General features: G+C 73.4%; 20 protein-coding genes. 8 read left to right on the top strand and 12 right to left on the bottom strand.

Annotated features, from left to right (window positions below; genetic code table 11):
• Positions 1-5 precede the first annotated feature (5 nt).
• From ACIQOE_RS21545 to ACIQOE_RS21535, 3 genes are all read left to right on the top strand, one after another.
• Positions 6-1,367: a carotenoid oxygenase family protein gene (locus ACIQOE_RS21545; protein ID WP_401413023.1), complete on the top strand. Its 1,362-nt coding sequence runs from the start codon at positions 6-8 to the stop codon at positions 1,365-1,367.
• 100 nt (positions 1,368-1,467) lie between these two features.
• Positions 1,468-2,409, top strand: a complete 942-nt coding sequence (locus ACIQOE_RS21540; RefSeq protein ID WP_401413021.1) for an RNA polymerase sigma factor — start codon at positions 1,468-1,470, stop codon at positions 2,407-2,409.
• Positions 2,406-3,377: an RNA polymerase sigma factor gene (locus ACIQOE_RS21535; protein WP_401413019.1), complete on the top strand. Its 972-nt coding sequence runs from the start codon at positions 2,406-2,408 to the stop codon at positions 3,375-3,377. Before ACIQOE_RS21540 ends, ACIQOE_RS21535 begins: the two co-directional genes overlap by 4 nt.
• Before the next feature lie 138 nt (positions 3,378-3,515).
• On the opposite strand, the gene ACIQOE_RS21530 is transcribed toward ACIQOE_RS21535, so the two are convergent.
• The 5 genes from ACIQOE_RS21530 to ACIQOE_RS21510 all read right to left on the bottom strand — a co-directional run bounded on the left by ACIQOE_RS21530 (position 3,516) and on the right by ACIQOE_RS21510 (position 7,810).
• Entirely contained in the window at positions 3,516-4,658 is a 1,143-nt protein-coding gene (locus ACIQOE_RS21530; RefSeq protein WP_401413017.1) for an LLM class flavin-dependent oxidoreductase, read from the bottom strand.
• Between the two features lie 32 nt (positions 4,659-4,690).
• Positions 4,691-5,875, bottom strand: coding sequence for an SfnB family sulfur acquisition oxidoreductase (locus ACIQOE_RS21525; protein WP_401413015.1), 1,185 nt, complete (start codon positions 5,873-5,875; stop codon positions 4,691-4,693).
• A gap of 4 nt (positions 5,876-5,879) precedes the next feature.
• Positions 5,880-6,434 (bottom strand): NADPH-dependent FMN reductase, encoded by a 555-nt coding sequence (ssuE, locus tag ACIQOE_RS21520; protein ID WP_351322651.1) that lies wholly within the window; start codon positions 6,432-6,434, stop codon positions 5,880-5,882.
• A 59-nt stretch (positions 6,435-6,493) separates the two neighbouring features.
• Entirely contained in the window at positions 6,494-7,615 is a 1,122-nt protein-coding gene (sfnG, locus tag ACIQOE_RS21515; RefSeq protein ID WP_365554244.1) for a dimethylsulfone monooxygenase SfnG, read from the bottom strand.
• 117 nt (positions 7,616-7,732) lie between these two features.
• Positions 7,733-7,810: a putative leader peptide gene (locus tag ACIQOE_RS21510; RefSeq protein ID WP_351322850.1), complete on the bottom strand. Its 78-nt coding sequence runs from the start codon at positions 7,808-7,810 to the stop codon at positions 7,733-7,735.
• A gap of 143 nt (positions 7,811-7,953) precedes the next feature.
• Between ACIQOE_RS21510 and ACIQOE_RS21505 the strand changes: the two genes are divergently transcribed.
• Entirely contained in the window at positions 7,954-8,874 is a 921-nt protein-coding gene (locus ACIQOE_RS21505) for a LysR family transcriptional regulator (RefSeq protein WP_365554508.1), read from the top strand.
• A 34-nt stretch (positions 8,875-8,908) separates the two neighbouring features.
• Here ACIQOE_RS21505 and ACIQOE_RS21500 read toward each other — a convergent pair whose 3' ends face one another.
• Positions 8,909-10,120: an acyl-CoA dehydrogenase family protein gene (locus tag ACIQOE_RS21500; protein WP_365571582.1), complete on the bottom strand. Its 1,212-nt coding sequence runs from the start codon at positions 10,118-10,120 to the stop codon at positions 8,909-8,911.
• A 260-nt stretch (positions 10,121-10,380) separates the two neighbouring features.
• Between ACIQOE_RS21500 and ACIQOE_RS21495 the strand changes: the two genes are divergently transcribed.
• The 4 genes from ACIQOE_RS21495 (at position 10,381) to ACIQOE_RS21480 (ending at position 14,199) form a co-directional block, all read left to right on the top strand.
• A complete protein-coding gene (locus tag ACIQOE_RS21495; RefSeq protein ID WP_362174262.1) occupies positions 10,381-10,557 on the top strand; it encodes a CsbD family protein in 177 nt (58 codons plus the stop codon).
• Positions 10,558-10,743: 186 nt separating this feature from the next.
• Positions 10,744-12,462 (top strand): diacylglycerol kinase family protein, encoded by a 1,719-nt coding sequence (locus ACIQOE_RS21490; protein ID WP_401413011.1) that lies wholly within the window; start codon positions 10,744-10,746, stop codon positions 12,460-12,462.
• Between the two features lies 1 nt (position 12,463).
• Positions 12,464-13,417 carry a YihY/virulence factor BrkB family protein gene (locus ACIQOE_RS21485; RefSeq protein ID WP_401413009.1) on the top strand — a complete coding sequence of 318 codons (954 nt, stop codon included), beginning with the start codon at positions 12,464-12,466 and terminating at the stop codon, positions 13,415-13,417.
• A complete protein-coding gene (locus ACIQOE_RS21480; RefSeq protein WP_401413007.1) occupies positions 13,417-14,199 on the top strand; it encodes a phosphatase PAP2 family protein in 783 nt (260 codons plus the stop codon). Before ACIQOE_RS21485 ends, ACIQOE_RS21480 begins: the two co-directional genes overlap by 1 nt.
• A 13-nt stretch (positions 14,200-14,212) precedes the next feature.
• Here ACIQOE_RS21480 and ACIQOE_RS21475 read toward each other — a convergent pair whose 3' ends face one another.
• From ACIQOE_RS21475 to lnt, 6 genes are all read right to left on the bottom strand, one after another.
• Entirely contained in the window at positions 14,213-14,638 is a 426-nt protein-coding gene (locus ACIQOE_RS21475; protein ID WP_362173955.1) for a DUF6003 family protein, read from the bottom strand.
• 156 nt (positions 14,639-14,794) lie between these two features.
• Positions 14,795-16,834, bottom strand: a complete 2,040-nt coding sequence (locus tag ACIQOE_RS21470) for a PQQ-binding-like beta-propeller repeat protein (RefSeq protein ID WP_401413005.1) — start codon at positions 16,832-16,834, stop codon at positions 14,795-14,797.
• Positions 16,835-17,033: 199 nt separating this feature from the next.
• On the bottom strand, positions 17,034-19,007 hold the full coding sequence (locus ACIQOE_RS21465; RefSeq protein ID WP_401413003.1) for a WD40 repeat domain-containing protein: 1,974 nt from the start codon (positions 19,005-19,007) through the stop codon (positions 17,034-17,036).
• 386 nt (positions 19,008-19,393) lie between these two features.
• A complete protein-coding gene (locus ACIQOE_RS21460) occupies positions 19,394-20,206 on the bottom strand; it encodes a 3-hydroxybutyrate dehydrogenase (protein ID WP_401413001.1) in 813 nt (270 codons plus the stop codon).
• Between the two features lie 52 nt (positions 20,207-20,258).
• Positions 20,259-20,738, bottom strand: coding sequence for an NUDIX domain-containing protein (locus ACIQOE_RS21455; RefSeq protein WP_351322627.1), 480 nt, complete (start codon positions 20,736-20,738; stop codon positions 20,259-20,261).
• 67 nt (positions 20,739-20,805) lie between these two features.
• Complete coding sequence (gene lnt, locus ACIQOE_RS21450; protein WP_365571568.1) at positions 20,806-22,419, bottom strand: apolipoprotein N-acyltransferase; 1,614 nt, start codon at positions 22,417-22,419, stop codon at positions 20,806-20,808.
• Positions 22,420-22,508: the final 89 nt, after the last annotated feature.

Below are 22,508 nucleotides of genomic sequence, written 5' to 3'. Positions count from 1 at the left end.
GCAGCATGACCGAAGAGACCACCCTCCCCCTCTACCTGCGGGGCCGCTTCGCCCCCGTGGCCGAGGAGCGCACCGCCCGCGACCTGACCGTGCGCGGCACCCTGCCGCCCGAGCTGGACGGCCGCTACCTGCGCAACGGCCCCAACCCGCTGCCCGGCGAGGACAAGGGCCACTGGTTCACCGGCCCCGGCATGCTGCACGGCATCCGGCTGCGCGACGGCCGTGCCGAGTGGTACCGCAACCGATGGATCCGCACCCGGGAGCTGGACGGGCATCCCTTCGTCCGCGAGGACGGCAGCGTCGACCTGGCCGCGACACCCGGCAACACCCACGTCGTCCGGCACGCGGACAGGGTGCTGGCCCTGTGCGAGGTCGGCCTGCCCCACTGGGTCACCCCGTCCCTGGAGACGGTCGGCCCCTACGACTTCGGCGGCCGCCTGACCACCTCGATGACCGCGCATCCGAAGGAGGATCCGGTCACCGGTGAACTGCACCTGTTCGGCACCGGGTTCGCGCCGCCCTTCCTCACCTACCACCGGGTCACCGCGGCGGGAGAACTGCTCGACAGCCGCCCGGTGGCGGTGCCGAGCCCGACGATGATGCACGACTTCGCGATCACCGAGCACCACATCGTCTGGATGGACCTGCCCGTCGTCTTCGACCCGCGGCTCGCCGGCCGCGGCGGCATGCCCTACCGGTGGGACGACGGCCACGGCGCCCGGCTCGGCGTCATGTCCCGCGCGCCCGGAAGCACAGGCGTGCGCTGGTTCGACATCGACCCCTGCTACGTCTTCCACGTCGGCAACGCCCACGAGGACGAGCGCGGACGGATCGTCCTGGACGCGGTGCGCTACGACCGTGCGGGCTTCGGCCGGGCCTGGGGCGACATCGGCGGGTCGACGGGGCCGGCCGGCACACCGGAACCGGGCCGCGCGAGGGCGACGGCCGTGCTCTACCGCTGGACGCTGGACCCGGCGACCGGACGGGTCACCGAATCCCTCCTGGACGACCGGGACGCCGAGTTCCCCACCCACGACGAGACCCTCACCGGACGCGCGAACCGCTACCTGTACACCGTCTCCGCCGACGGCATCGCCAAGCACGACCTGACCGGTGGGGGCAGCGGCCTGCACGCGACGCCGGGCCCGCGCCACGCCGGCGAGGCGGTGTTCGTACCGGCCGCGGACGGCGGCGCCGAGGACGAGGGCTGGCTGCTGTCACTGGTCTCGGACGACGACGGTGCGGCGGGCGAGCTGCTCGTCCTGGACGCCCGGGAACTCTCCGTCCAGGCGGTGGTGGAGCTGCCGTACGCCGTCCCGGCCGGATTCCACGGAAGCTGGCTGCCGGAGCCCGCCGAAGGACCCTAGGTCGTGTGGCACCGGGTGCGCCGGGTCTGTGCCCGCCGCACCCGGCTGTGCGACAGTCCCCACACCGGCAGTGACACGACCACATGGAGGAAGGCGCTTCATGGTGTTTCTCGATCCCCCCGCGGATGAGGAACTCACCCGCAGGGCCCAGTCCGGGGAGACCGCGGCCCTCGGGCTGCTGCTGGCCCGCCACCAGGCGCCGATGCGCGCGGTGGCGCTGAGCCTGCTCGGCCACGGCCCCGACGCGGAGGACGCGGTGCAGGACGCCGTGGTCACCGCGCTCCGCCGGATCGGCGACGTGCGCGATCCGGCGGCCGTCGGTCCATGGCTGCGCGCGATCGTGCGCAACGCCTCCCGCATGCGGCTGCGCGACGGCCGCGAGACACCGGGGCTCGACGGCCTCGACCGGCCGGGCCCGCGCGCCGGCGAGCCCTCGGACCCGGAGCGGGTCGTCGACCGGCACGCCCAGCGGGACTGGATCTGGGACGCGATGGCCGAACTGCCGCAGCGGCTGCGGCTGGTGCTCATGCTGCGGCACTTCAGCGGCATCACCTCCTACCAGGAGATCGCCGACGCCTGCGGGATACCGGTCGGCACGGTCCGCAGCCGGCTCAGCCAGGCCCGGGGAAAGCTCGCCGAGGTGCTGCTGAGGACGGCCGCCGAGGCCCATGACGACGCGGCCCGTGTCGTCGAGGACAGCCGCCAGGAGGCCGAGCTGACCCTGGACGGCGCGGCCCGCGGCCGGCAGCACAGGGAGATCCTGGAGCTGTGGCCGGCCGAGACCGAACTGGTGGGCGTACTCAGCACGCCGGGGGAACGCTGCCACCCGTTCCCCGCCATGGAGCGCGCCCGGAGCAAGGGGGTCGTCCAGCGGCTGCGGCACGTGGTGGCGAGCCCCGACGTGACCATCTGGGAGATGACGGCCGTCAACCCCGCCGGGATCCCGGACCCCTGCCCGGCGGACCTCGCCTGGCTCATGATCCGCAGGCCCGACCGCAGGGTGCGGAGTCTGCGCGTGGTCTTCCCCGGGCGGCCCGCGTGATCCGGGAGACCGCCGAGGCCGCGGCCGCCGAGGACACGGCGCTCACCCTCGCCGCGCAGGCCGGCGAAGTGACCGCCCTCGGCCTGCTGCTGGAACGCCACCGCGCGGGCATGCGCGCGGTGGCGCTGAGCATCCTCGGGCCGGGGCCGGACGCCGAGGACGTCCTCCAGGAGGCGGCCCTGACCGCGGTGCGGCGGATCGGCGACGTCCGTGATCCGGCGGCGGCCGGCGCGTGGCTGCGGATGATCGTCCGCAACGGCGCCCGGTCCCTGCTGCGGTCCTCGGTCCCCGTCCGCCCGGTGGACGAGGACCTGCGCCTGCCGGCCACGGAGCCAGGACCCGAGCAGTGGCTCGAACGGAGCGCGCTGCGGGACTGGGTCTGGGAGGCGCTGGAGGAGCTGACGCCGGTGCTGCGCCTGCCGTTGGTGCTGCGCCACTTCAGCACCGCGGTCACCTCCTACGAACAGATCGCCCGGGCCTGCGGGGTCCCGGTGGGCACCGTCCGCAGCCGGCTCGGCCAGGGCCGGGCCAAGCTGGCGGCGGCCCTGGCCGCCACGGCGGACACCGCGCACGGCGACGCCGGGCGGCGCACCCGCGAGACCCGCGTCCAGGCCCGGGAGACGCTGGCCGCCGCCGAGAGCGGGGGCTTCGCCCGGCTTCTCACCGAGCGCTGGTCCCCCGAGATCGCCCTGCTCAGGGGCAACGACCGGGTCGGCGGCGGCGACCTGCTGGTCCGGGCGATGGCCGGCGACATCGAGGCGGGGGTGCGGCAGCGGCTCGCGCATGCCGTCGCCGGACGGACGCTGGCCGTCTGGGAGATGGACATCGTCAATCCGTCCGACGCCCCCGAGCACTGCCCGCCGTCGGTGGCCTGGCTGCTCACACTGGACGAGGCCGGACGGGTGCACCGGCTGCGGCTCTTCCACCCGAGACCGCTGCCGGGCATGGAGCGGCTCCCGGTGCTGTGAGCCGCCGGGGACCGGCTCACGGGCGGCGCCGGGGCCACTCCCCGCCGGATCCGGCGGACGGCCGGTGGGCCTCCGGGTCCCCGCCGGGCCACCTCGCGGAGGTCGTCGGCCTCGTCCGAGCCGCCCGCCCCGGGTGTGTCAGGACGCGAACGGCACCTGGGCCTGCGGGGTCTCGGCCGGGCCGGCGGGATGCCGCCACAGTCCCTCGGCGGCCAGCCGGGGCAGCACTCCCTCCCCGAACCAGTACGCCTCCTCCAGATGCGGGTATCCGGAGAGCACGAACTCGTCGATCCCGAGGGCCGCGTACTCCTTGATGCGGGCCGCGACCTCCTCGTGCGAGCCGACCAGGGCGGTGCCCGCGCCGCCGCGGACCAGGCCGATGCCCGCCCACAGGTTGGGATGGATCTCCAGCGCGTCCCGCCGCCCGCCGTGCAGCGCCAGCATCCGCTGCTGTCCCGCGGACTCGCTGCGGGCGAGCCCGGTCTGCACCGACCGCACGGTCTCCGGGTCGAACCCGTCGAGCAGCCGGTTCGCCTCGGCCCAGGCCTGCTCCGAGGTGTCGCGGGTGATGACGTGCAGCCGGATCCCGAACCGCAGGGTGCGTCCCTGCTCCGCCGCCAGCCCGCGGATCCAGGCGATCTTCTCGGCGACCTGGGCGGGCGGCTCGCCCCAGGTGAGGTACACGTCCACGGAGCGGGCGGCGACCCGTCCGGCGGCCGGTGAGGATCCGCCGAAGTACACCTCGGGGACCGGCTCCGGCACCCGGGCCAGCTTCGCGTCCTCGACCCGAAGGTGCTCGCCCTCCAGGTCGACGGTCTTCCCCTCCCACAACTGCCTGACGATGTCGAGGAATTCGCCGGTGCGGCGGTACCGGGCGTCCTTGTCGAGGAAGTCGCCGTAGGCCCGCTGCTCGTGGCTCTCGCCTCCGGTCACCACGTTGAGCAGCAGCCGTCCCCCGGACTGCCGCTGGAACGTGGACGCCATCTGGGCGGCGAGCGTGGGCGAGACGAAACCGGGCCGGAAGGCGACCAGGAACTTCAGCCGTTCGGTGTGCCGGCTCACCATGGCCGTGGTCAGCCAGGCGTCCTCGCACCACGCGCCCGTGGGCGTGAGCGCCCCCACGAAGCCGAGGTCCTCGGCGGCCTTGGCGATCTGGCTCAGGTAGGCGACCGTCGGCGGCCGGTCCCGGCCGGACGCGGTCGCCGGGGTGCCGTGGCCGCCGCCGACGACGTGGCGGCTGTCCCCGTTGGTGGGCAGGAACCAGTGAAAGGTGAGGGACACGAGGGGTTTCTCCGATCGGGAGGGGCCGGGCGTCACAGCAGGCCGTGGCGGGGCGGCAGGGTGCCGTTGAGCACGTACCGGCCGATGTGCTGGATCTTCCAGCGTGTCGGATCGTGCAGGGTGTGGGTGCGGGCGTCCCGCCAGTACCGGTGCAGGTTGAGTGAGTTGAGCGCGGAACGGGTGCCGGCGACCTCGAACAGCGCCCCGGCGACGGCCACGGCCGCCTCGGCGGCGAGCACCTTCGCGGCTGCCACCGCGACGGAGGCCTCGGCGGCCGACTCGTCGGTGAGCCGGGCGCCCGCCGCGTCGACGGCGCGGGCTCCCTCCCGCAGCAGCGCCTCGGCCGCCCGTGTCTGCACGGCGAGTTCGCCGAACCGCTGGACCAGCAACGGGTCCTCGGCGGCGGTCTCCGCGCCGCTCTCGAACCACGGCCGGCTCCTGGTCCGCACGAACCGCGCCGCCTCGGCCAGCGCTGCCCCGGCGATCCCCACGTCGATGGCGGCGTGCAGCAGTTGTGCCACCGCTCCGTGCACCTGGGGTCCCCGGAAGGTCAGATGGTGGGGCAGCACCCGGTCGGCGGGGACCGGCACGCCGTCCAGCCGGACCGTTCCGCTGGCCGTCGTCCGCTGCCCCATGCCGTCCCAGTCGTCGACGACGGTCAGGCCGGGCGCGTCCGCGGGAACGTACGCGACGTGCAGGTCGTCGTCCTCGGCGCGGGCGAGGACCGGGATCCAGTCGGCGAAGAGGGCCCCGGTGGAGTAGTGCTTGACACCGCGCAGCACGTACGAGCCGTCCGCCGCGGGCTCCAGGCGGGTCCGGATGTCCTGGACGTGCCGGGTCCCGGCCTCCGACTGGGCGTTGCCGAGCCGGCGGCCGGCGAGCAGTTCCGCGAAGAAGAACTTTTGCTGCTCCTCGGTCCCCTGGCGGCGTATCACGTTGACGTACACGAAGTGGCTCTGCGGGATCTGGGCGAGGCTGCCGTCGGCCGAGCCGAGCAGCCGGAAGATCTCGGCGAGGGTCTGCGCGCCGACGTCCGCCCCTCCGTGTCCGGCGGGCACGGTCACGGCCAGCAGGCCCGAGGCCGACAGCCGGTCCAGCTCGGCGCGGGGCAGCCGGCGTTCGGCGTCCCGCTCGGCGGCTCCGGCCCGGAACTCCGCGGCGAGGGCCGCGGCCACGGCGAGCGCCTCCGCCTCGTCCCTGATGACGTGTGCGGTCATCGGATCAGCCCGCCGCGGCGAGCACGGGCCGCCGGCCGAGGGCGGCCGAGAACCGGTCGACGATCGGGTGGAGCGCCTCGGTGACGGCGGGCGCGAGGGCGAGCGTGCCGTCCTCCCGGACGGTGATGTCCTGGTCGAGGGTGAACCAGCCCTGGACTATGTGGGCGGCGCCCATGGAGCTGAGCACCGGACGCAGGGCGTAGTCGATGGCGAGGACGTGCGCGGTGGAACCGCCGGTGGCCAGGGGCAGCACGGTCTTGCCGGTGAGCGCGTACTGCGGGAGCAGGTCGAGCAGGGCCTTGAGCACACCGGAGTACGCCGCCTTGTAGACCGGGGTGCCGACCACGATCCCGTCGGCGCGGGCGAACAGCTCGGTCGCCTCGACGATCGCCGGGTGCCGGAAGTCCGCGCCGAGCAGGGCCTCGGCGGGGACGGTGCGGATGTCGAGCGGGATCACCTCGTGTCCGTGGGCGGTCAGCCGCTGGTCGAGATGGCGCAGCAGCCGGGCGGTGCGGGAGGAGGCGGAGGGGCTGCCGGAGACGGACAGGACGGTGGCCATGGGTGCCTCTTTCTGGGAGCCCGGACGTCCGTGCGGGACGGGCGCCCGGCCGGGGTCGGTCAGGCGTGGGCCGGGGCGGGTGCGGGCGTGCGGTCGGGGAGCCCCGCCTCCAGTTCGCGGACCAGGGGCAGGACGCGCTTGCCGAAGTACTCGACCTCCTCGTGGTAGTGCAGGAAGCCGAGCAGCAGGAGGTCCACGCCGAGCTGCCGGTAGGCGACGACGCGTTCGGCGATCTGCTCGGGGGTGCCGATCAGTCCGGTGCGGAAGCCGTCGTTGTACTGGACCAGGTCCTCGAAGGTGGAGTCCTGCCACATGCCCTTGCCGTCGGCGGTGGACCGGCCCGCCTGTGCCACGGCCGCGCCGAAGCCGGCCACGGCCTCGGTGTCGGCCTTGGCGATGATCTCGCGCAGGGTGTCGCGGGCCTCGGCCTCGGTGTCGCGGGCGATGAGGAAGCCGTTGAGGCCGAACCTCGGCGGCGTGCGGCCGGCGCGGGCGGCGGACGCGCGGACGTCCTCGATCTGCTCGGTCACCCCGGCGAAGTCCTTGCCGTTGGAGAAGTACCAGTCGGAGACCCGGCCGGCCATGGCGCGTGCGGCGGTGGAGTTGCCGCCCTGGAAGATCTCCGGATGCGGGCGCCCGGCGACGTCGAGCGGCTTGGGCTTGAGGGTGAAGTCCCGCAACCGGTAGAAGTCACCGGCGAGTTCGGTGTGGTCCTCGGTCCAGATCTGGCGCAGGGCGCGGATGAACTCCTCGGCCCTGCGGTAGCGCTCGTCGTGCTCCAGCCAGGGTTCGCCGAGTGCGGTGAACTCTCCCTTGAACCAGCCCGACACGACGTTCACGGCGAACCGGCCGCCCGAGAGGTGGTCCGCGGTGGCGCCGAACTTGGCGAGGACGCCCGGATGCCACAGGCCGGGGTGGACGGCGGCGATCACCTTCAGGCGCTCGGTGGCGAGCAGCAGGGCGAGGCTGAAGCCGGTCGACTCGTGCTGGTACTCGGCGCCGTAGCCGGCCATGTAGCGGACCTGGCTGAGCGCGTACTCGAAGCCGTTGTTCTCCGCGAGCACGGCGAGTTCGCGGTTGTAGTCGTATCCCCAGTCGGTGCGCTGCTCGATGGTGCTGGTGACGAGTCCCCCGCTGACGTTGGGGACCCAGTAGGCGAATTTCACGGGCGCGGCGGGCATGCGGAACTCCTGTCGCTGAATGCCTTTTCGGACACGCCGAATTACGCCGGGATGAATTCCGGCGAATTTCAGACGGAGGGGAGGGGGCGCGGCGGATCACTGCCGGGAAGGGACGGGTCAGGCCGCGCGGCGACAGGCGGCGCTGGAGACGCGCGCGAGGTCGACGTGGCGTCGCCGCGTGAGGTCCAGTCGCATCGTCATGCCGTCGATGGTGGCAGCCGCCGTCGCGGGCCGTCAAGGAAAACCCGACCGTTCCCGTATCGCGGACCATTGGATTTCACGAACGTGTGACAGGGAAACCCTTGAACACACGCCGAATGGCGGCGCATTCTGCCGGGGTGCGGACCGAACAGCTGGAATACATTGCGGCGGTGACCCGGCTCGGCTCGCTGCGCCGGGCCGCCGACGAACTGCGCCTGTCGCAGCCCGCGTTGAGCGAGACCGTCCGCAACCTGGAGCGGGAGCTGGGCGTCGACCTGCTGGAGCGCAAGCGCACCGGGGCGACCATGAGCGCGGCCGGTCAGGAGCTGATGCCGCGGATCGTCGAGGTGCTGGAGGCGGTGGACCGGCTGCGGGTGGCGGCGGGCGAGCAGCACCGCATCAGCCGCATGGTGCGCGTCGGCACGGTCAACGCGGCGACGGTGCCGCTGCTCGTCCCGGTGCTGCGGGACTTCCGGGCCTCGCACCCGGTCACCCAGGTCGAGGTGGTGGGCGCGCAGCAGACGGAGATCCACCGGCGCCTCGCCGAGGGCGGTTTCGACCTGGGGCTGGTGAACCATCTCGACGGTGACGACGTGCCCGCCGGTCTCGAGTCCACCGAGCTGCTGCGCGGGCGGCCGGTGGTGTGCGTACGGCCGGACAGCCCGCTGGCCCGCCGGACCGAGGTACCGGCCGACGCCCTGCTCTCCGTGCCGCTGATCGGTATGCGCACGGGCTATGTGATGCACCGCTACGTGCACCGGCTGCTGGCGGACCGCACCCCGGTCTTCTCCTACTCCACCGACGGCGCGGAGATGGGCAAGCTGATGGTCGCCGAGGGGCTGGGCGCGACGGTGCTGCCGGACTACAGCGTCCTCGGCGATCCGCTGGAGCGTGCGGGGACGATCGTGTGCCGGCCCCTGTCCGGCGACGCCACCGACGTGGTGCTGACGCTGCGGCGCCGGCGGGCCGAGGCGGTGCCCCAGGCCGCCCAGGACCTGCTGGAGACGTTCGTGCGCCGGGCCCGCGCACTCGGCGGAACCGTCACGGGGCGGCTCTGACCCGCTTCCGGCGGGGACGGGTGGCCGCCCGTGGTCACCCCACGAAGGCGCTGTGGCCGGTGATGGACTTGCCGACGATGAGCGTCTGCATCTGGTGGGTGCCCTCGTAGGAGTACAGGGCCTCGGCGTCGGAGAAGAACCGGGCGACGTCGTAGTCGACGAGGATGCCGTTGCCGCCGAAGATCTCGCGGGCCCAGCCGACCACCTCGCGCATGCGGGCCGCCACGTAGTCCTTGGCGAGCGCGGACTGTTCGTCGCGGAAGATGCCCTGGTCCTGGAGGCGGGCGAGCTGCACCAGCATGCCCCAGCAGGCGGTGATGTTGCCGACACTCTTGACCAGGAGGTCCTGGACCAGCTGGAACTGGGCGATCGGACGGCCGAAGGCGACGCGCTCCTTGGCGTAGTCCAGGGCGAGTTCGTAGGCGCCGATCATGACGCCCAGCGCCTGCCAGGCGACCCCGCCGCGGGTCTGGCGCAGGATCTCGGCGACGTCCCGGAACCCCTTCATGTTCTGCAGCCGGTTCGCCTCCGGCACGCGGACGCCGGTCAGCGTGATCTCGGCGTTCTGCACGATCCGCAGCGCGATCTTGCCTTCGATCTTCACCGGTTCGAAGCCGGGGGTGCCCTTCTCGACGACGAACGCCTTCACCTCGTCGTCGTCCACGTCCCGCGCGAAGACCACCACGTAGTCGGCGAAGGTGGCGTTGCCGATCCACTTCTTGGCGCCGTCGAGGATCCAGGTGTCGCCCTCGCGCCGGGCGGTGGTGCGCATGCCGCCGGAGACGTCGGATCCGCCGTCGGGTTCGGTCAGGGCGAACGCGCCGATCTTGTCCATCGTGGCCATGGCGGGCAGGAACCTGTCGCGCTGTTCCTGGTCGCCGCCGTAGAAGACGGAGTAGAAGCCGAGTCCGTTGTGGACCCCGAAGAAGGTGGCGCACGAGGCGTCGACGCGGCCGAGTTCCATGGCGAGCATCCCGCTGAGCAGGTTGCTGACGGCCGGCCGGTGCTCGCCGTAGCCCTCGTAGGCGAGCGCGGACAGTCCGCTGTCGCGGAACTTGTCGATCAGTTCCCGGGGCAGTTCGGCCTTGCTCCAGGCCTCGTTGACCAGCGGCGCGACCTCGTCGCGCAGGAAGGCACGGGCCTTGAGGAGTATCTTGCGTTCCTCGTCCGGCAGCAGCGACTCGTACAGGTAGAAGTCGGCGTCGAGCTGGTCGTCCAGATGGGCGACGGGTGCGGTGGTGGTCATCTCGGTACTCCCTCGCGTCAAAGTCCTCGTGCCGGTGCCCGTCGGCGCTCGGCGAGGCCGTGATGCCCTCGCGTGCGTCGGCCGAGATCATCAACGTGCCCACCGCTTTGCGCTGTATGTCGAATGCGTTCAGCGTGGTGGCAAGTCCCGCCGGAATCGGACTTCTTCCCGCCCGGAGGTCTTCTCCTCGTTTGGAAACGCCGCCGGGGGTCACTCGGAGGTCGTACGTGGACGTCGAACGAGGACAGGAGTGAGCGGCTGTGGCTGCGGACGAGAAGGCTCAGGCGAAGGGTGAGCAGGCCGAGGGCAAGGTCAAGAAGCTTGCCGGTGACGCGGTCGGCAACGAGCGCCTGAAGGCCGAGGGCAGGGCCGAGGAGTCCAAGGGCGACCTGCGCGCGGCCAAGGAGAAGGCCAAGGACGCGTTCAAGTCCAAGTAGGCCGCACCACTTCGGATCCCGGGCGCCGGTGGGCGCCCGGGATCCGTGCTGTCCGCACCCCTGCGGCCCCCGGGCGGGCCGTCCCTTCATCCGTTCCGTCTGCTCCGCGCCTGTCGGGGCACCAGTGCGATGGGGCGGACCTGTGGGTGCGGCCCCGCCTGCCGACCGCCGACCCAGGGAGTAGCGATGCCGACCGCCGTACCGGAGAGATCTGTGGACCTGCCCGAGGACAGCCCTCGCCCCGCCACCGCCGGGGCGAGGGCCGCCGGGCGGGGCCGCCGGACGCCTCGCGGACTGGTGCGGGCCGCCGCGTCCATCGGCGCGGGGGCCGCCTGCCAGGCCGCCCTGATGATCGGGCTCGGCCTGCTGATCACCGGCCCCGCCCGGCACCTGTGGCCGATCACCGCGGAGGACGGCGTCGACCGGGGCCTGGAGCGGCTGCGTACGTCCACCCTGACCACGCTCTCCTTCGTCGGGTCCGAGATGGGCAACACGCTCACCGTCGTCGTCGTGACGCTGGCGGCGTGCCTGGCGCTGATCCTGGTGCCCCGTCTGCCGCGGTGGCGCCAGGCGTCGTTCCTGGCGCTCGCGGTCTCGCTGCAGTCGCTGGTCTTCCTGGTCGTGACCATCGCGGTGGAGCGGCAGCGACCGGATGTGCACCGGCTCGACGGCTCCCTGCCGACCTCCAGCTACACGTCCGGTCACACCGGTGCGGCCACCGCCCTCTACGGCGGTCTCGCCGTCCTCGCGCTGACCCGCCTCCGGGGACCGTGGCGGCGCGTGGTGGCCGCGGTGCTGCTCCTGCTGCCGCTCGTGGTCGGGGTGTCCCGCCTGTACCGGGGCATGCACCATCCGACCGACGTGCTGGGCGGCCTGATCAACGGCGGCCTGTCCCTGCTGGTGGTGGGCCACGCCCTGCTCCGCGACGCCCGCGTGTCGGCGCCGGCCGCAAGCACCGGAACCGGCCGCGCGGGACGTGCGGGCCGGCCGGGCCGGGCCGCCGTGGTCGTCAACCCCCTCGCGGTCGACGAGGGCACGCGTGCAGCGCTGCGCGAGGTCCTCGCCCGGCACGGTCACCGGGAACCGGTGTTCCTGGAGACGACGGCCGCCGATCCGGGCGGCGGCCAGACCGCGCGGGCCCTCGGCGACGGGGCGGAGCTGGTCGTGGTCTGCGGCGGCGACGGCACCGTGCGCACGGCCGCCGACCGGCTGGCGGGCAGCGGCGTCCCGCTCGCCGTCGTGCCGTGCGGCACCGGCAATCTCCTCGCCCGCAACCTCGGCCTCCCGCTGGCTCCGGCCGAGGCGCTGGACGCCGCCCTCGGCGGCACGACCCGCGCCCTCGACCTCGCCCGCGTCGAGGGCGACGGCCTCCCCGCCACCCACTTCGCGGTGATGTCCGGCGTCGGCCTGGACGCCGCGCTGATGGAGTACGCGCAGCAGCACGACCGGGCCAAGGCCGTACTGGGCTGGCCCGCCTACGTCCTGGCCGCCCCGAAGGCGATGCGCGGCCCCCGGATGCGGCTGAGCATCCGGCTGGACGACGCCGAACCCCTGCGCGGTACGGCCCGCATGGTGCTCGTCGGCAACACCGGCGCCCTCCAGGGCGGCCTGCGCCTGATACCCGACGCCCGCCCGGACGACGGGCTGCTCGACCTGCTGATCCTCGACCCGCGGGGCCCCGGCGGCTGGCTGCGCACCGTGGGCGCGCTGCTGCCGCACCGCGGGCGCAACGGCCGCAAGGGCGGCGGGCAGCCGGAGTTCCACACCTTCCGGCGGGCTGAGTTCACCTTCGAGTCCCCGCAGCCCCGCGAGATCGACGGCGATCCGGTCGGCTCAGGCCGCCGGCTGTCCGTCGAGGTCGTACCGGGCGCGCTGACGGTGCTGGTCCCGGACCTGGAGGGCTGACGTGGGCAGCGCCACCAAGGTCCCGGAGACCCGGGACATGAGCGGGGACGAACTCTCCGCCGACGAGGCGTGGGTGACGCTGCGCCGCTACGGCGGCTGGCCGCTGCTGCGCGACGCGTTCCTCCGCTTCCGCTACGCCGACGGGTTCAGCCACTCCCGCGCGCTCGCCCTGCAGACGGTGCTGGCGGTGATCCCGCTGGCGCTTGCCTTCGTCGGCCTCTCCACCAGCCTGCACACCGAGGACATCGGCAGGATGGCCGAGTTGACCATCCACCGGATCGCCGAGGGGCCCAGCGCGGAGGTGGTCGACGACGCGCTGGACCGCAGCAGGCGCAGGGCGGGCGACGACGGCCAGCTCGCCCTCTGGCTCGGCGCGGTCTTCTCGGTCGTCAACGTCACCACGGCGATGTGCCAGATCGAGCGCGGCGCCAACCGCATCTACGGCAACGAACGCGACCGGCCCTTCCACCTCAAGTACACGCGCGGGCTGGTCATGGCGCTGTGCGCGGGGATCCCGCTCGGCCTGGGCTTCGTCGTCATGGTCGCCGGCGACGATCTGGCCTCGGCCGCCGGCTCGGTCTACGGGTTCGGCCCGACCGCGCAGACGACGTGGAACGTGGTGCGCTGGCCGTTCGGGCTGCTGCTCGCCCTGATCTCCGCCAGCGCCATCTTCCGGCGCTCCCCGCGCCGCAGCCAACCCGGTTACACCTGGCTGGCGTTCGGCGCGGCCCTCTACCTGGTGCTCTGGATGACCCTGACCTGGCTGCTCACCCTCTACCTCGATGTGAGCGGCTCCTTCGACACGGTCTACGGCCCCCTCAGCGCCTTCATGTCCCTGCTGCTGTGGGCCTACCTGACCTCGATCGCCCTGTTCCTCGGGCTCTCCTTCGCCGCGCAGCTGGAGGCGGTGCGGGGGCGCAGGCCCGAACCGATCCAACCCGACCCGGGAGTCTGATGCCGACGCAATCCGAGACACCGCGTTCTCCCGGCCGCCGGGGCGGCGCCGACCGCCGGTTCGGTGTCCGGCTGCTGGCGGCGGCCGCCGTCGCCGCGGCCGCCTCGGTGCCGTTCGCCCTGGTGCTGGTCCTCGTGGAGGGCCGGTGGCGGCCGCTGCGCGACCTCGACCGCGGCGCGGCCGAGGGTCTGCACGGGATCGCGCTGGACCACCCGGCCTGGACGCGCACGCTGCGCGTGCTCTCCGACCACGTCTGGGACCCGTTCACCCTGCGCGTGGGCGTGGCGCTGCTGACCGGCTGGCTGCTGTGGCGCGGTGCCCGGCGGCTGGCCGCGTGGGCGGCGGTCACCGCGGTCTCGGGCGGTCTGATCGGGCTGGGGGTCAAGACGCTGGTCGAGCGGGCGCGGCCGGCGCTGGAGGATCCCGTGGCGCACGCGCCGGGCTATTCCTTCCCGTCCGGGCACGCGATGACCGCCACCACCTCGTTCGCGGTGTTCCTGCTGGTCCTGCTGCCCATGGTGCCGCGCCGGGCTCGTGTCGCGTGCTGGGCCGTGGCGGTCCTGTCGGTGCTCGGGGTCGGCTTCACCCGGGTCGCGCTCGGCGTGCACTGGTTCAGCGACGTGCTCGGCGGCTGGCTGCTCGGGCTCGCCGTCGTCGTACTGACCGCCCGTGCCTTCGAGGCGTGGCGGGCCGACGCGGGCCGGCGGCCCGCGCCGGTCGGTGCGGGGCTGGAGCCGGAACTCACCGGCCCGCACCCCGAACCGGACGCCGTCTCCCGCTGAGGGCGGTCCGGCGTCACACGCCGGTCAGACGGCCGATCTCCTGCGGGTCGAGTCCGGTCAGCCGGGCGATGCGCGGGGCCGGGATGCCCGCGGTCAGCGCCCGGTGCACCAAGGTCTCCCAGCCCTGCGTGGTGTCCCGGAAGTCCAGCAGTTCGCGCTCCATGTCGGTGACGGTCTGGGGCGCGCACTCCTGCTGGACCCGGACCTCCTCCTCCGCGGTCAGCGGGATCGGCAGCCGCTCGGCCTCCTCGGGGATGAGGACCTCCGAACCGGCGGGAAGGATCCTCAACTGCTCGGAGGAGGGGGCCACACCGTGGGCGGAGATCCAGCCCCGCACGGCCGGAGTCTGGTCGCATTCCAGCGGCGCGACGGCCGCCATGGCGGCGCCGAGGCTCGGGTGACGGTCGGGAAGCAGGAAGAGGTAGGCCTCGTCAGCCATCGGGCGGTTCCGCCTTGTCGGTGTCGATATGAGTGCGGACACAGATGCTACTGCCGCCGCGCCGCAGCGGGGCGACGAAACCGGACCGACTCACTCCGTGGCGTGGGTGAACCCGCGCGGGACTCCGGTGAGTAAAGGGACCCGGGACACGGGGAGTCAGGTGTGGATCGCGTACAGGAATTCGTCCTCGCTGCCGACATAGACGGTCCCGTCCGCCACGACGGGTGTCGCGTGCACCTCCCCGCCGGTCCGCAGGCGCCAGCGTTCTTCCCCGGTGGCCGCGTCGACCGCCCAGAGCGACCGGTCCTCGCTGCCGATGTACACCGTGCCGTCCGCCACCGCGGCCGACGACTGATGGGCGGCCCCGGTCTCCTGCTTCCAGCGTTCCTCCCCGGTGGCCGCGTCCACGGCCCGCAGGTACCAGCCGTTGCTGCCCATGTACACGGTCCCGTCGACGACCGCGGGCGTGGACCACGTCGGATCGCCGAAGGGGCGCTCCCAGCGTTGCCGACCGCTGACGGCGTCCAGCGCGACCAGGCCGTGGTGGCGGCCGGCGTAGACGGTGCCGTCGGCCACCGCCGGTGCGGTGTGGGGTGAGGCGTCGGTCCTCACCTGCCAGAGTCTGCTTCCCGTGGCGGCGTCCAACGCCCACAGGGAGTCACGGGGGTGAGTGACGTAGACCCGGCCGTCGGCCACCGCGGGTGACGTGAACTCCTCGTAGGAGCGCGGGAAACGGGGCCTGAGCCGCTGCTTCCACCGCGTGCGGCCCGTTTCCGCGTCCAGGGCCCGGATTCCGTCGCCCACGGCCAGGTACACGGTGCCGTCGGCCACCACCACCCGGCTGTCCCCCAGGTAGTCGGCGGTCCGCTTCCACCTCAGGTGGCCGGTGCCCGTGTCCACGGCCCACAGGTGTTTGCCGTTGCGGACGTAGACGGTGGCGTCGGCCACCACGGGGGACGAGTGGAACGGGACGGCGGACGTCAGTCGCCACCGTTCCCGGCCGGTGGCGGCGTCCAGCGCCAGCAGGTCGCGGTGGGCGGGCCGGTACACGACGCCGTCGGCGACGGCCACCGTGAAGTCCCGTGCGCCCGGGACCCGCACGCGCCAGCGCACGGTGCCGCCGACCGGAGCGGGGCGGGACTTCCCGGGTGCGTTCACGGGTGCCGGACGGGCCGCTGCGGGGCGGTGGTCCTCGGCGGCTGCTTCGCCCCGCCGATGGGCCCGTACCGCGTAGAGGTGCTCGTCGAGGCTGTCGACGTACACCGTGCCGCCGTCGACCAACGGGGTCGAGTGCACCGGCTCGGTGGTCCTGACCTTCCAGTGGGGCACGCCGGTGGCCGCGTCCACCGCCCACAGGCGCCCGTCGTGGCTGCCCGCGTACACCGTGCCGTCGGCGATCGCCGGCGTCGCGTGGATCTCACCGCGGGTCCTCAGTCGCCACAACTCCCGGCCGGTCTCGGTGTCCACCGCGATCAGACACCAGCCGCCGACACCGGCGACGGCGACGCCCTCGGCCACGGCGGGGCTCGCCCACACCGTTCCTCCGGGGGACATCCGCCAGCGTTCCCGGCCCGTCACGGCGTCGAGGGCGACCAGACCTTCACGGTTGCCCACGTACACGCTGCCGCCGGTCACCGTCGGCGTCCCGGGAACGCCTCCCGAGGGACGTACGTCCCAGCGCACGCTCCCGGTGGCGGTGTCCAGGGCCAGCAGGCGCCCCCCGGCGGCCGTGTACAGGAACCCCTGGGACACCGCGGGCGACGGGCTGTCGGACCTGCCACGGTCCGCCACCGTGACGTTCCACACCGGTCGGCCGGTGAGCCCGTCCACCGCCCACATCCTGCCGTCGTGTGCGACGGAGTACACGATGTGGTCGGCCACCGCCGGCTTCGACATCTTCGACCGTCCCGCCCTCCACTTCCACCGCACCTCGCCGGTCGCGGCGTCCACCGCCGTCAGACAGCCGACGGTGTCGGCGAAGTACACGACGCCGCCGTCGGCCACCGGCGACGTTCCGATCCCGGCGTCGACGCGCAGGGTCCAGCGCCGCTGTCCGGTCTCCGCGTCGATCGCCGCCAGGCCGAAGAGGTCGTCAAGGACGTAGACGGATCCGTCGGCCATCGCGGGCGTGCGGTAGAGCACGCCCCCGCCGGGCACTCTCCACAGCGTTCTGTCGCTCACCTCGACACCGGTCATCGCTTCCCCTCCCCGCACAGCACCGTCCGCCCTTCGGCGTCCGGTTTTCGCGGTGCGGTGACCGCACCGCGAAAGCCGACAATGCATCGAACTCTGACATGTCGCCCGTGCGGAGTGCCATCGTGAATTCCGCTGCCCCCGGCGGACGTCGACCGCGTCGGGGCTCGGATCGCGGTGGCGGCGTCGCGGCCGAACGCGTTCACTGTCCGCCGAGCGGGAGGCCGAGGACACCGCGGTCGTGTCCGACGATCAGGTCCGCGCCCACGGCGGCCAGGCAGGTGGGCGACACGTCCAGGGCGATCCGCCGCACCGCGCCGGTCTCCGGTTCCCACACCCGCAGCCGGCGACCGTGCCGGGCGCCGACGACCAGCACCGTGCGGCCGCCGCGCGAGGTGGTGGCGGTGACGAGAGGCGGGCCGGCGGTGCCCGTGGAACGGGGCAGACCGTCGCCGACCGGGGCACCGGTGGCCGGATCCCACAGCATGACGGCGCCGAGCTGGTCCGCCGTGGCCAGCACGGTTCGCCCGGCCAGGGGGACAGCCGCCACGGCCGCCACCCGGTGATCGGCGTCGGCGAGCGCGCGTTCGCTCGGCCGGACGGCCGCGCCGCGGTCCCAGGGGTCCTCCACGGCCGGATCCCACACGTGGACCCGGCCCGCGGTGTCCGAGGCCGCGATCAGCGCGTGGCCGGCGGAGATCGGGACGGCGGTGAGCGACCGGACGGGACTGCCGTAGGGGTTGAGGCGGCCGACGCATTCACCGCCCTCCGGTTCCCACAGACGGACGACGCCTCGGGGGGTGCCGGTGACGAGCAGGGTGCGACCGTCCGGTACGGCGGCGGCGCACATCGCCGTCACTCCGCCGGGCCGGTCACCGGCAGGTTCGCGGACCGGTCGGCCGGTGAGGGGATCCCACACGGCGATCGTCCCGCCGTCGCCTCCGCTCGCCACCAGGACGCGTCCGTCGGGCAGGGGCAGGGCCGTCATCGAGCGGACGGCGTCAGGATGTCCTGGCAGCGGATCGCGAACGAGCCGGCCGTCGGTCGCGTCCCACAGGCACACCACGCCCGTGTCACCGCCGCCGGCCACGAGGGGCGGCCGACCAGGGCGGGCCACCACCGCGAGGGCGTCGACGCTCCCGGGCGAACCGGGCACGGATGCGAAGAACACCGTCCTCCGCATCCGGGGCGTGCCGTCGGCCGGCCCGTCCGGGTCCGTCCGCGCCGGAGCCGTAGCCGTAGCCGGAGCCGGAGCCGGAGGATGCTGGAGGGTCACACCGTCCGGGGTCTCCGCCAGGCCGTCCGCGATCGGCCACGTCCGCTCGCAGTCCCAGCAGCGGAAGTGCCCCGTGAGCGACATCAGTCTGCGGGCCAGTTCCCCCGCGGTCGGTTGCGGGACGCCCCTGACCGCGACCATCCCGGCGACCAGGCACAGGACGGCCTGTCCTGGTGTGCCGGGAGACACCCCTCCGGCCGCGAGATCGCGCGCCACCCGCAGGAAGGCCTCCCACCCCTCCCCCAGCGCCTCCTCCCGCAAGACCCCTGCGGCCTCGCCCCAGGGATGCCCCTCTCGGCGGGTGCGGGGAGGGCCGGGCAGTAGTGGCGTCTCGGGGGGCGAAGGCGCCGGAGCCGCGAAGAAGTCGGGCATCTCCGTGTCGCTCCCGCACCCGGGACAGGACAACGACAGGCCGCCGTCCCGGAGATCCGGGAGCTGCCACAGCACCACGCCCATGGGATGACCGGCCAAGGCCACGCAGGACAGCGCGAGTTGGGCACACACCGGCCCGGAGGTGCCGACGGTGAGCAGGCTTCGGACGGCCGCGCGCTCGGCCAGCCGCAGTGCGGCGGCGTACCCCGCCTCGAGGCCGGCCGGGACCGGGGGCCGGTAATCGGCGGTGACGATGAATCCGAGGTCCACCCAGAAGTCCACGGTCCGCCCCGGAGGCAGGGCCGCCGCCGCCTCGACGAGATGGGGCAGCGCCGCGTAGGCCCCGTCGGCGACGACTCCGTCGTCCATCAGGCCGCCCGACAGGTCCGTCCAGGTGTCCCGCCACGCATCGCCGCCCTCCCCGTCGGCCGCGGCGGCCAACTGCCGCAGGAGGACCCGCATCTCCTCGGCCTCGACGCCGTCGAAGTCACGCCAAAGAGGGCTCTCCAGAGGCAGCTTCGCAATCATGGAGGGAGTCTCGCAGGCAGCACTGACAATCAGGATCCGGCCTGGAGCAGGGCAGGCTCTCGCCCCTCTCGTCGGGCGGTCGACGACGGCGGCATGGCTACCATGCCGACCATGTCCCGTGAACTCCCCGGCAACGGTCCGGACCGTGAAGTCGCTTCGGTCGACGGCCGGTTGGCCGGTCCTGAGTGGCTGGTGCACGGCGCCCCGGAGCTGATCCTCGCGAGCCTGGACGACGCGGCCGGACAGCGGGAACCGGGAGCTGGCGGCGGACACCGGCCGGGTCGCGTTCCGCCAGGAGGCGGACGACCACGGGCGGCCGACTCGGCGACGCCGTCTCCGCATGGCCGGTTTCGGTGCGGACATGGCGGTCCTGGCGTCCCAATCCCTCAGTGAGCCGTCCAGCCGCCGTCGAGCACCAGGGAGGTGCCCGTGACGAAGGACGCCTGCGGGCCGCAGAGGTAGGCCACGGCCTCGGCGACCTCCTCCGGTTCGAGGAGCCGTTTCACCGCGGTGTCGGACAGGAACACCTCGGACAGCACACGGTCCTCGGGGATGCCGTGCGCGCGGGCCTGGTCGGCGAGCTGTCGCTCGACCAGTGGTGTGCGCACATAGCCGGGGTTCACGCAGTTGGAGGTGACGCCGTGGGGTGCGCCTTCCAGGGCGGCCGTCTTGGAGAGTCCCTCCAGACCGTGCTTGGCGGCCACGTAGGCGGACTTGAAGGCGGAGGCGCGCAGTCCGTGGGCGGAGGACATGTTGACGATCCGTCCCCAGCCCTGCGCGTACATGTGCGGGAGGGCTCCCCTGATGAGCCGGAACGGGGCCTCCAGCATCACCGTGAGCACCGTGTGGAAGACGTCCGGCGGGAACTCCTCGATGGGGCGGACCCGCTGGATGCCGGCGTTGTTGACGAGGACGTCGGTGCCGGCGGCGGCGCGTTCGGCGGCGTCGAGGTCGGTGAGGTCGAGGAGCACCGGTTCGACGTCACCGCCCGCCGGTCCCGCGACCGGTCCGGCCGCCTCCGTCAGTTCGGCCAGCCCGGCCGCGTCCCGGTCCACGGCTCGCACGCGGGCACCGGCGGCGGCGAGGCGCAGCGCGCAGGCGCGGCCGATGCCGCCGGCGGCGCCGGTCACGAGAGCGGTGCGGCCGCGCAGGTCGAGGACGGACGCACGGGGGCCGTCAGGGGTAGTGGACGAGATCATGATCCGACCCTAGGCGGCCCTCCCCCGGGAGCGCGCGGGGGCAGCGCGCACCTCAGCCGAACGCCGCGGGGTCGAACCATGTGGGCGCGTCGGACAGGGCCTGCTTGATCCGGTGCACGCCGAACTCGTTCAGCTCCGGCAGGGCGTCCACCTCGAACCAGGCCACCTCCAGCGACTCGTCGTCGTTGACGCGGGCCTCGCCGCCGACGGCCCGGCAGCGGAAGGTGATGTCCATGAACTGGCAGACGTCGCCGTTCGGATAGGTGACGGGGCTCAGCGCCTGGACGAGGACCACCCGCTCGGCGACGCAGCGCACCGCCGTCTCCTCGTAGACCTCCCGCACCGCACAGGCCGCGGGCTGCTCCCCGGGATCCGGGATGCCGCCGATGACCGACCACTTGCGGGTGTCGGTGCGGCGGCCCAGGAGCACCCTGCCCTCGTCGTCGAAGACGATGGCGGTGATCCCGGGCAGCCACAGCAGCTGGTGGCCCGCGGAGGCCCGGATCGCGTGGATGAAGTCAGGAGTGGCCATGCGCCGACCCTAACCGCCCGGTTCGCCCGTCAGGCCCGGAGCCATGGGGCGTACAGCGGGTGTACGGCTACGCGTCACCGGCGCGCCGGGAGCGCAGCCCCGAGCCGATCGCCCAGCCGACCCCGCCCGCCGCGACCAGCACCAACGCGATCTCGGGCAGGATGCCCAGCCGGGTCGCGGGGGTCTCGGAGGTGCGCAGCGGCACCTTCTGGACCAGGTAGGCGGGCACGAACATGCCGGTCTTCTGGGTGATCCTCCCGTCCGGCATGATGACCGCGCTGACGCCGCTGGTCACCGGCACGGTGACGGTACGGCTGTGCTCGACCGCGCGGATCCGGGACATGGCGAGCTGCTGGTAGGTCATCTCGCTGCGGTCGAACGTGGCGTTGTTGCTCGGCACGGAGATCATCTCGGCGCCGTGCGTGACGGTGTCCCGCACGTCCCAGTCGAAGGCGGCCTCGTAGCAGGTGGCGAGGCCGACCTTGGTGCCGTCGATGTCGAACACGCCGGGCTTCGTGCCCCGGCTGAAGTCCTGCCGGACCATGCTGGTCCAGTCCTTGTTGATGGCACCGACCAGACCGCGCAGGGGGAGGTACTCGCCGAAGGGCTGGATCTGCCGCTTGTCGTAGGTCGCCGTCGGGCCCTTGACCGGGTCCCAGAGGATCTGTTCGTTCAGGAGCTTGCCGTCCCGTTCGACGACTCCGCCGACCGAGATGGGCACGCCCATCGCCGTGGCGGCCTCGTTGATCACGTCGGCCGCGCCGGAGTCGGCGAAGGGGTCGACGTCGGAGGAGTTCTCCGGCCACAGCACGAAGTCCGGCCTGGCGACCTTGCCCGCCTTGACGTCGGCCGCGAGCTTGAGCGTCTCCTTGACGTGGTAGTCGAGCACGGCCTGCCGCTGGGACGCGAAGTCGAGGCCGGCGCGCGGCACGTTGCCCTGGATGACCGCGACGGTGACCGAGCCGTCCTCCGCCTTGTCGCTCACCAGCGTCCGCGCGGCGAACGCGCCCGCCACGGGGACGGCCACGCTCAGCAGGGCCGCGGCGGCGGCGCCGCGGCGGATCTCCCGCGTGCGGCGGCCCTCGACGGCCAGGCGCGCCACCTCGAGAAGACCGAATCCGCACAGGACGACCGCGAAACCGAGCACAGGGGTGCCGCCCACCGCGGCGAGGGGCAGGAAGACGCCCTCGGCCTGGCCGAACGCGATCTTGCCCCAGGGGAAGCCGCTGAAGGGCACGCGCGCGCGGACGGCCTCACCGGCGATCCAGACGGCGGCGGCCCACACCGGCCAGGCGGGCAGCCTGGACACCGCGGCGACACCGACTCCGACCAGGGCGACGAAGATCGCCTCGATCGCGACGAGCGCGAGCCACGGCCCGGGGCCGACCTCGACGCCGGTCCACACGAGCAGGGGCAGCAGGAAGCCGAGACCGAAGAGGTAGCCGAGGCCGAGCGCCGCCTTCCAGGTGCGGCCGCGCAGTACCCACCCGAATCCGGCGAAGGCGGGCAGGGCCAGCCACCACAGCGTGCGCGGCGGGAAGCTGACGTACAGCAGCACGCCGCTGAGGGCTGCGGCGGCGGCCGGGACCAGGCGGAGCAGCAGGCGCAGACCGCGCGCCCGGGGCGCGGGGCGCGGTGTGAGCTGGTCCGACTGGCCGACGGAAGTTGCGGTGGCGGTCACTCCGGGAGTGTACGGCGGCTGTCTGAGAGGCGGCAGCGCGGTCCCGGCGGGCAGGAATCACACCGTTCCCGCTCAAGTCATCCACAAAG

The sequence above is a fragment of the Streptomyces sp. NPDC091282 genome (assembly GCF_044757385.1).
GTDB classification, from domain to species: Bacteria; Actinomycetota; Actinomycetes; order Streptomycetales; family Streptomycetaceae; genus Streptomyces; species Streptomyces gramineus.
The sequence above is the reverse complement of the archived record's forward strand: the minus strand, read 5'-3'. Positions and strand labels throughout refer to the sequence as shown.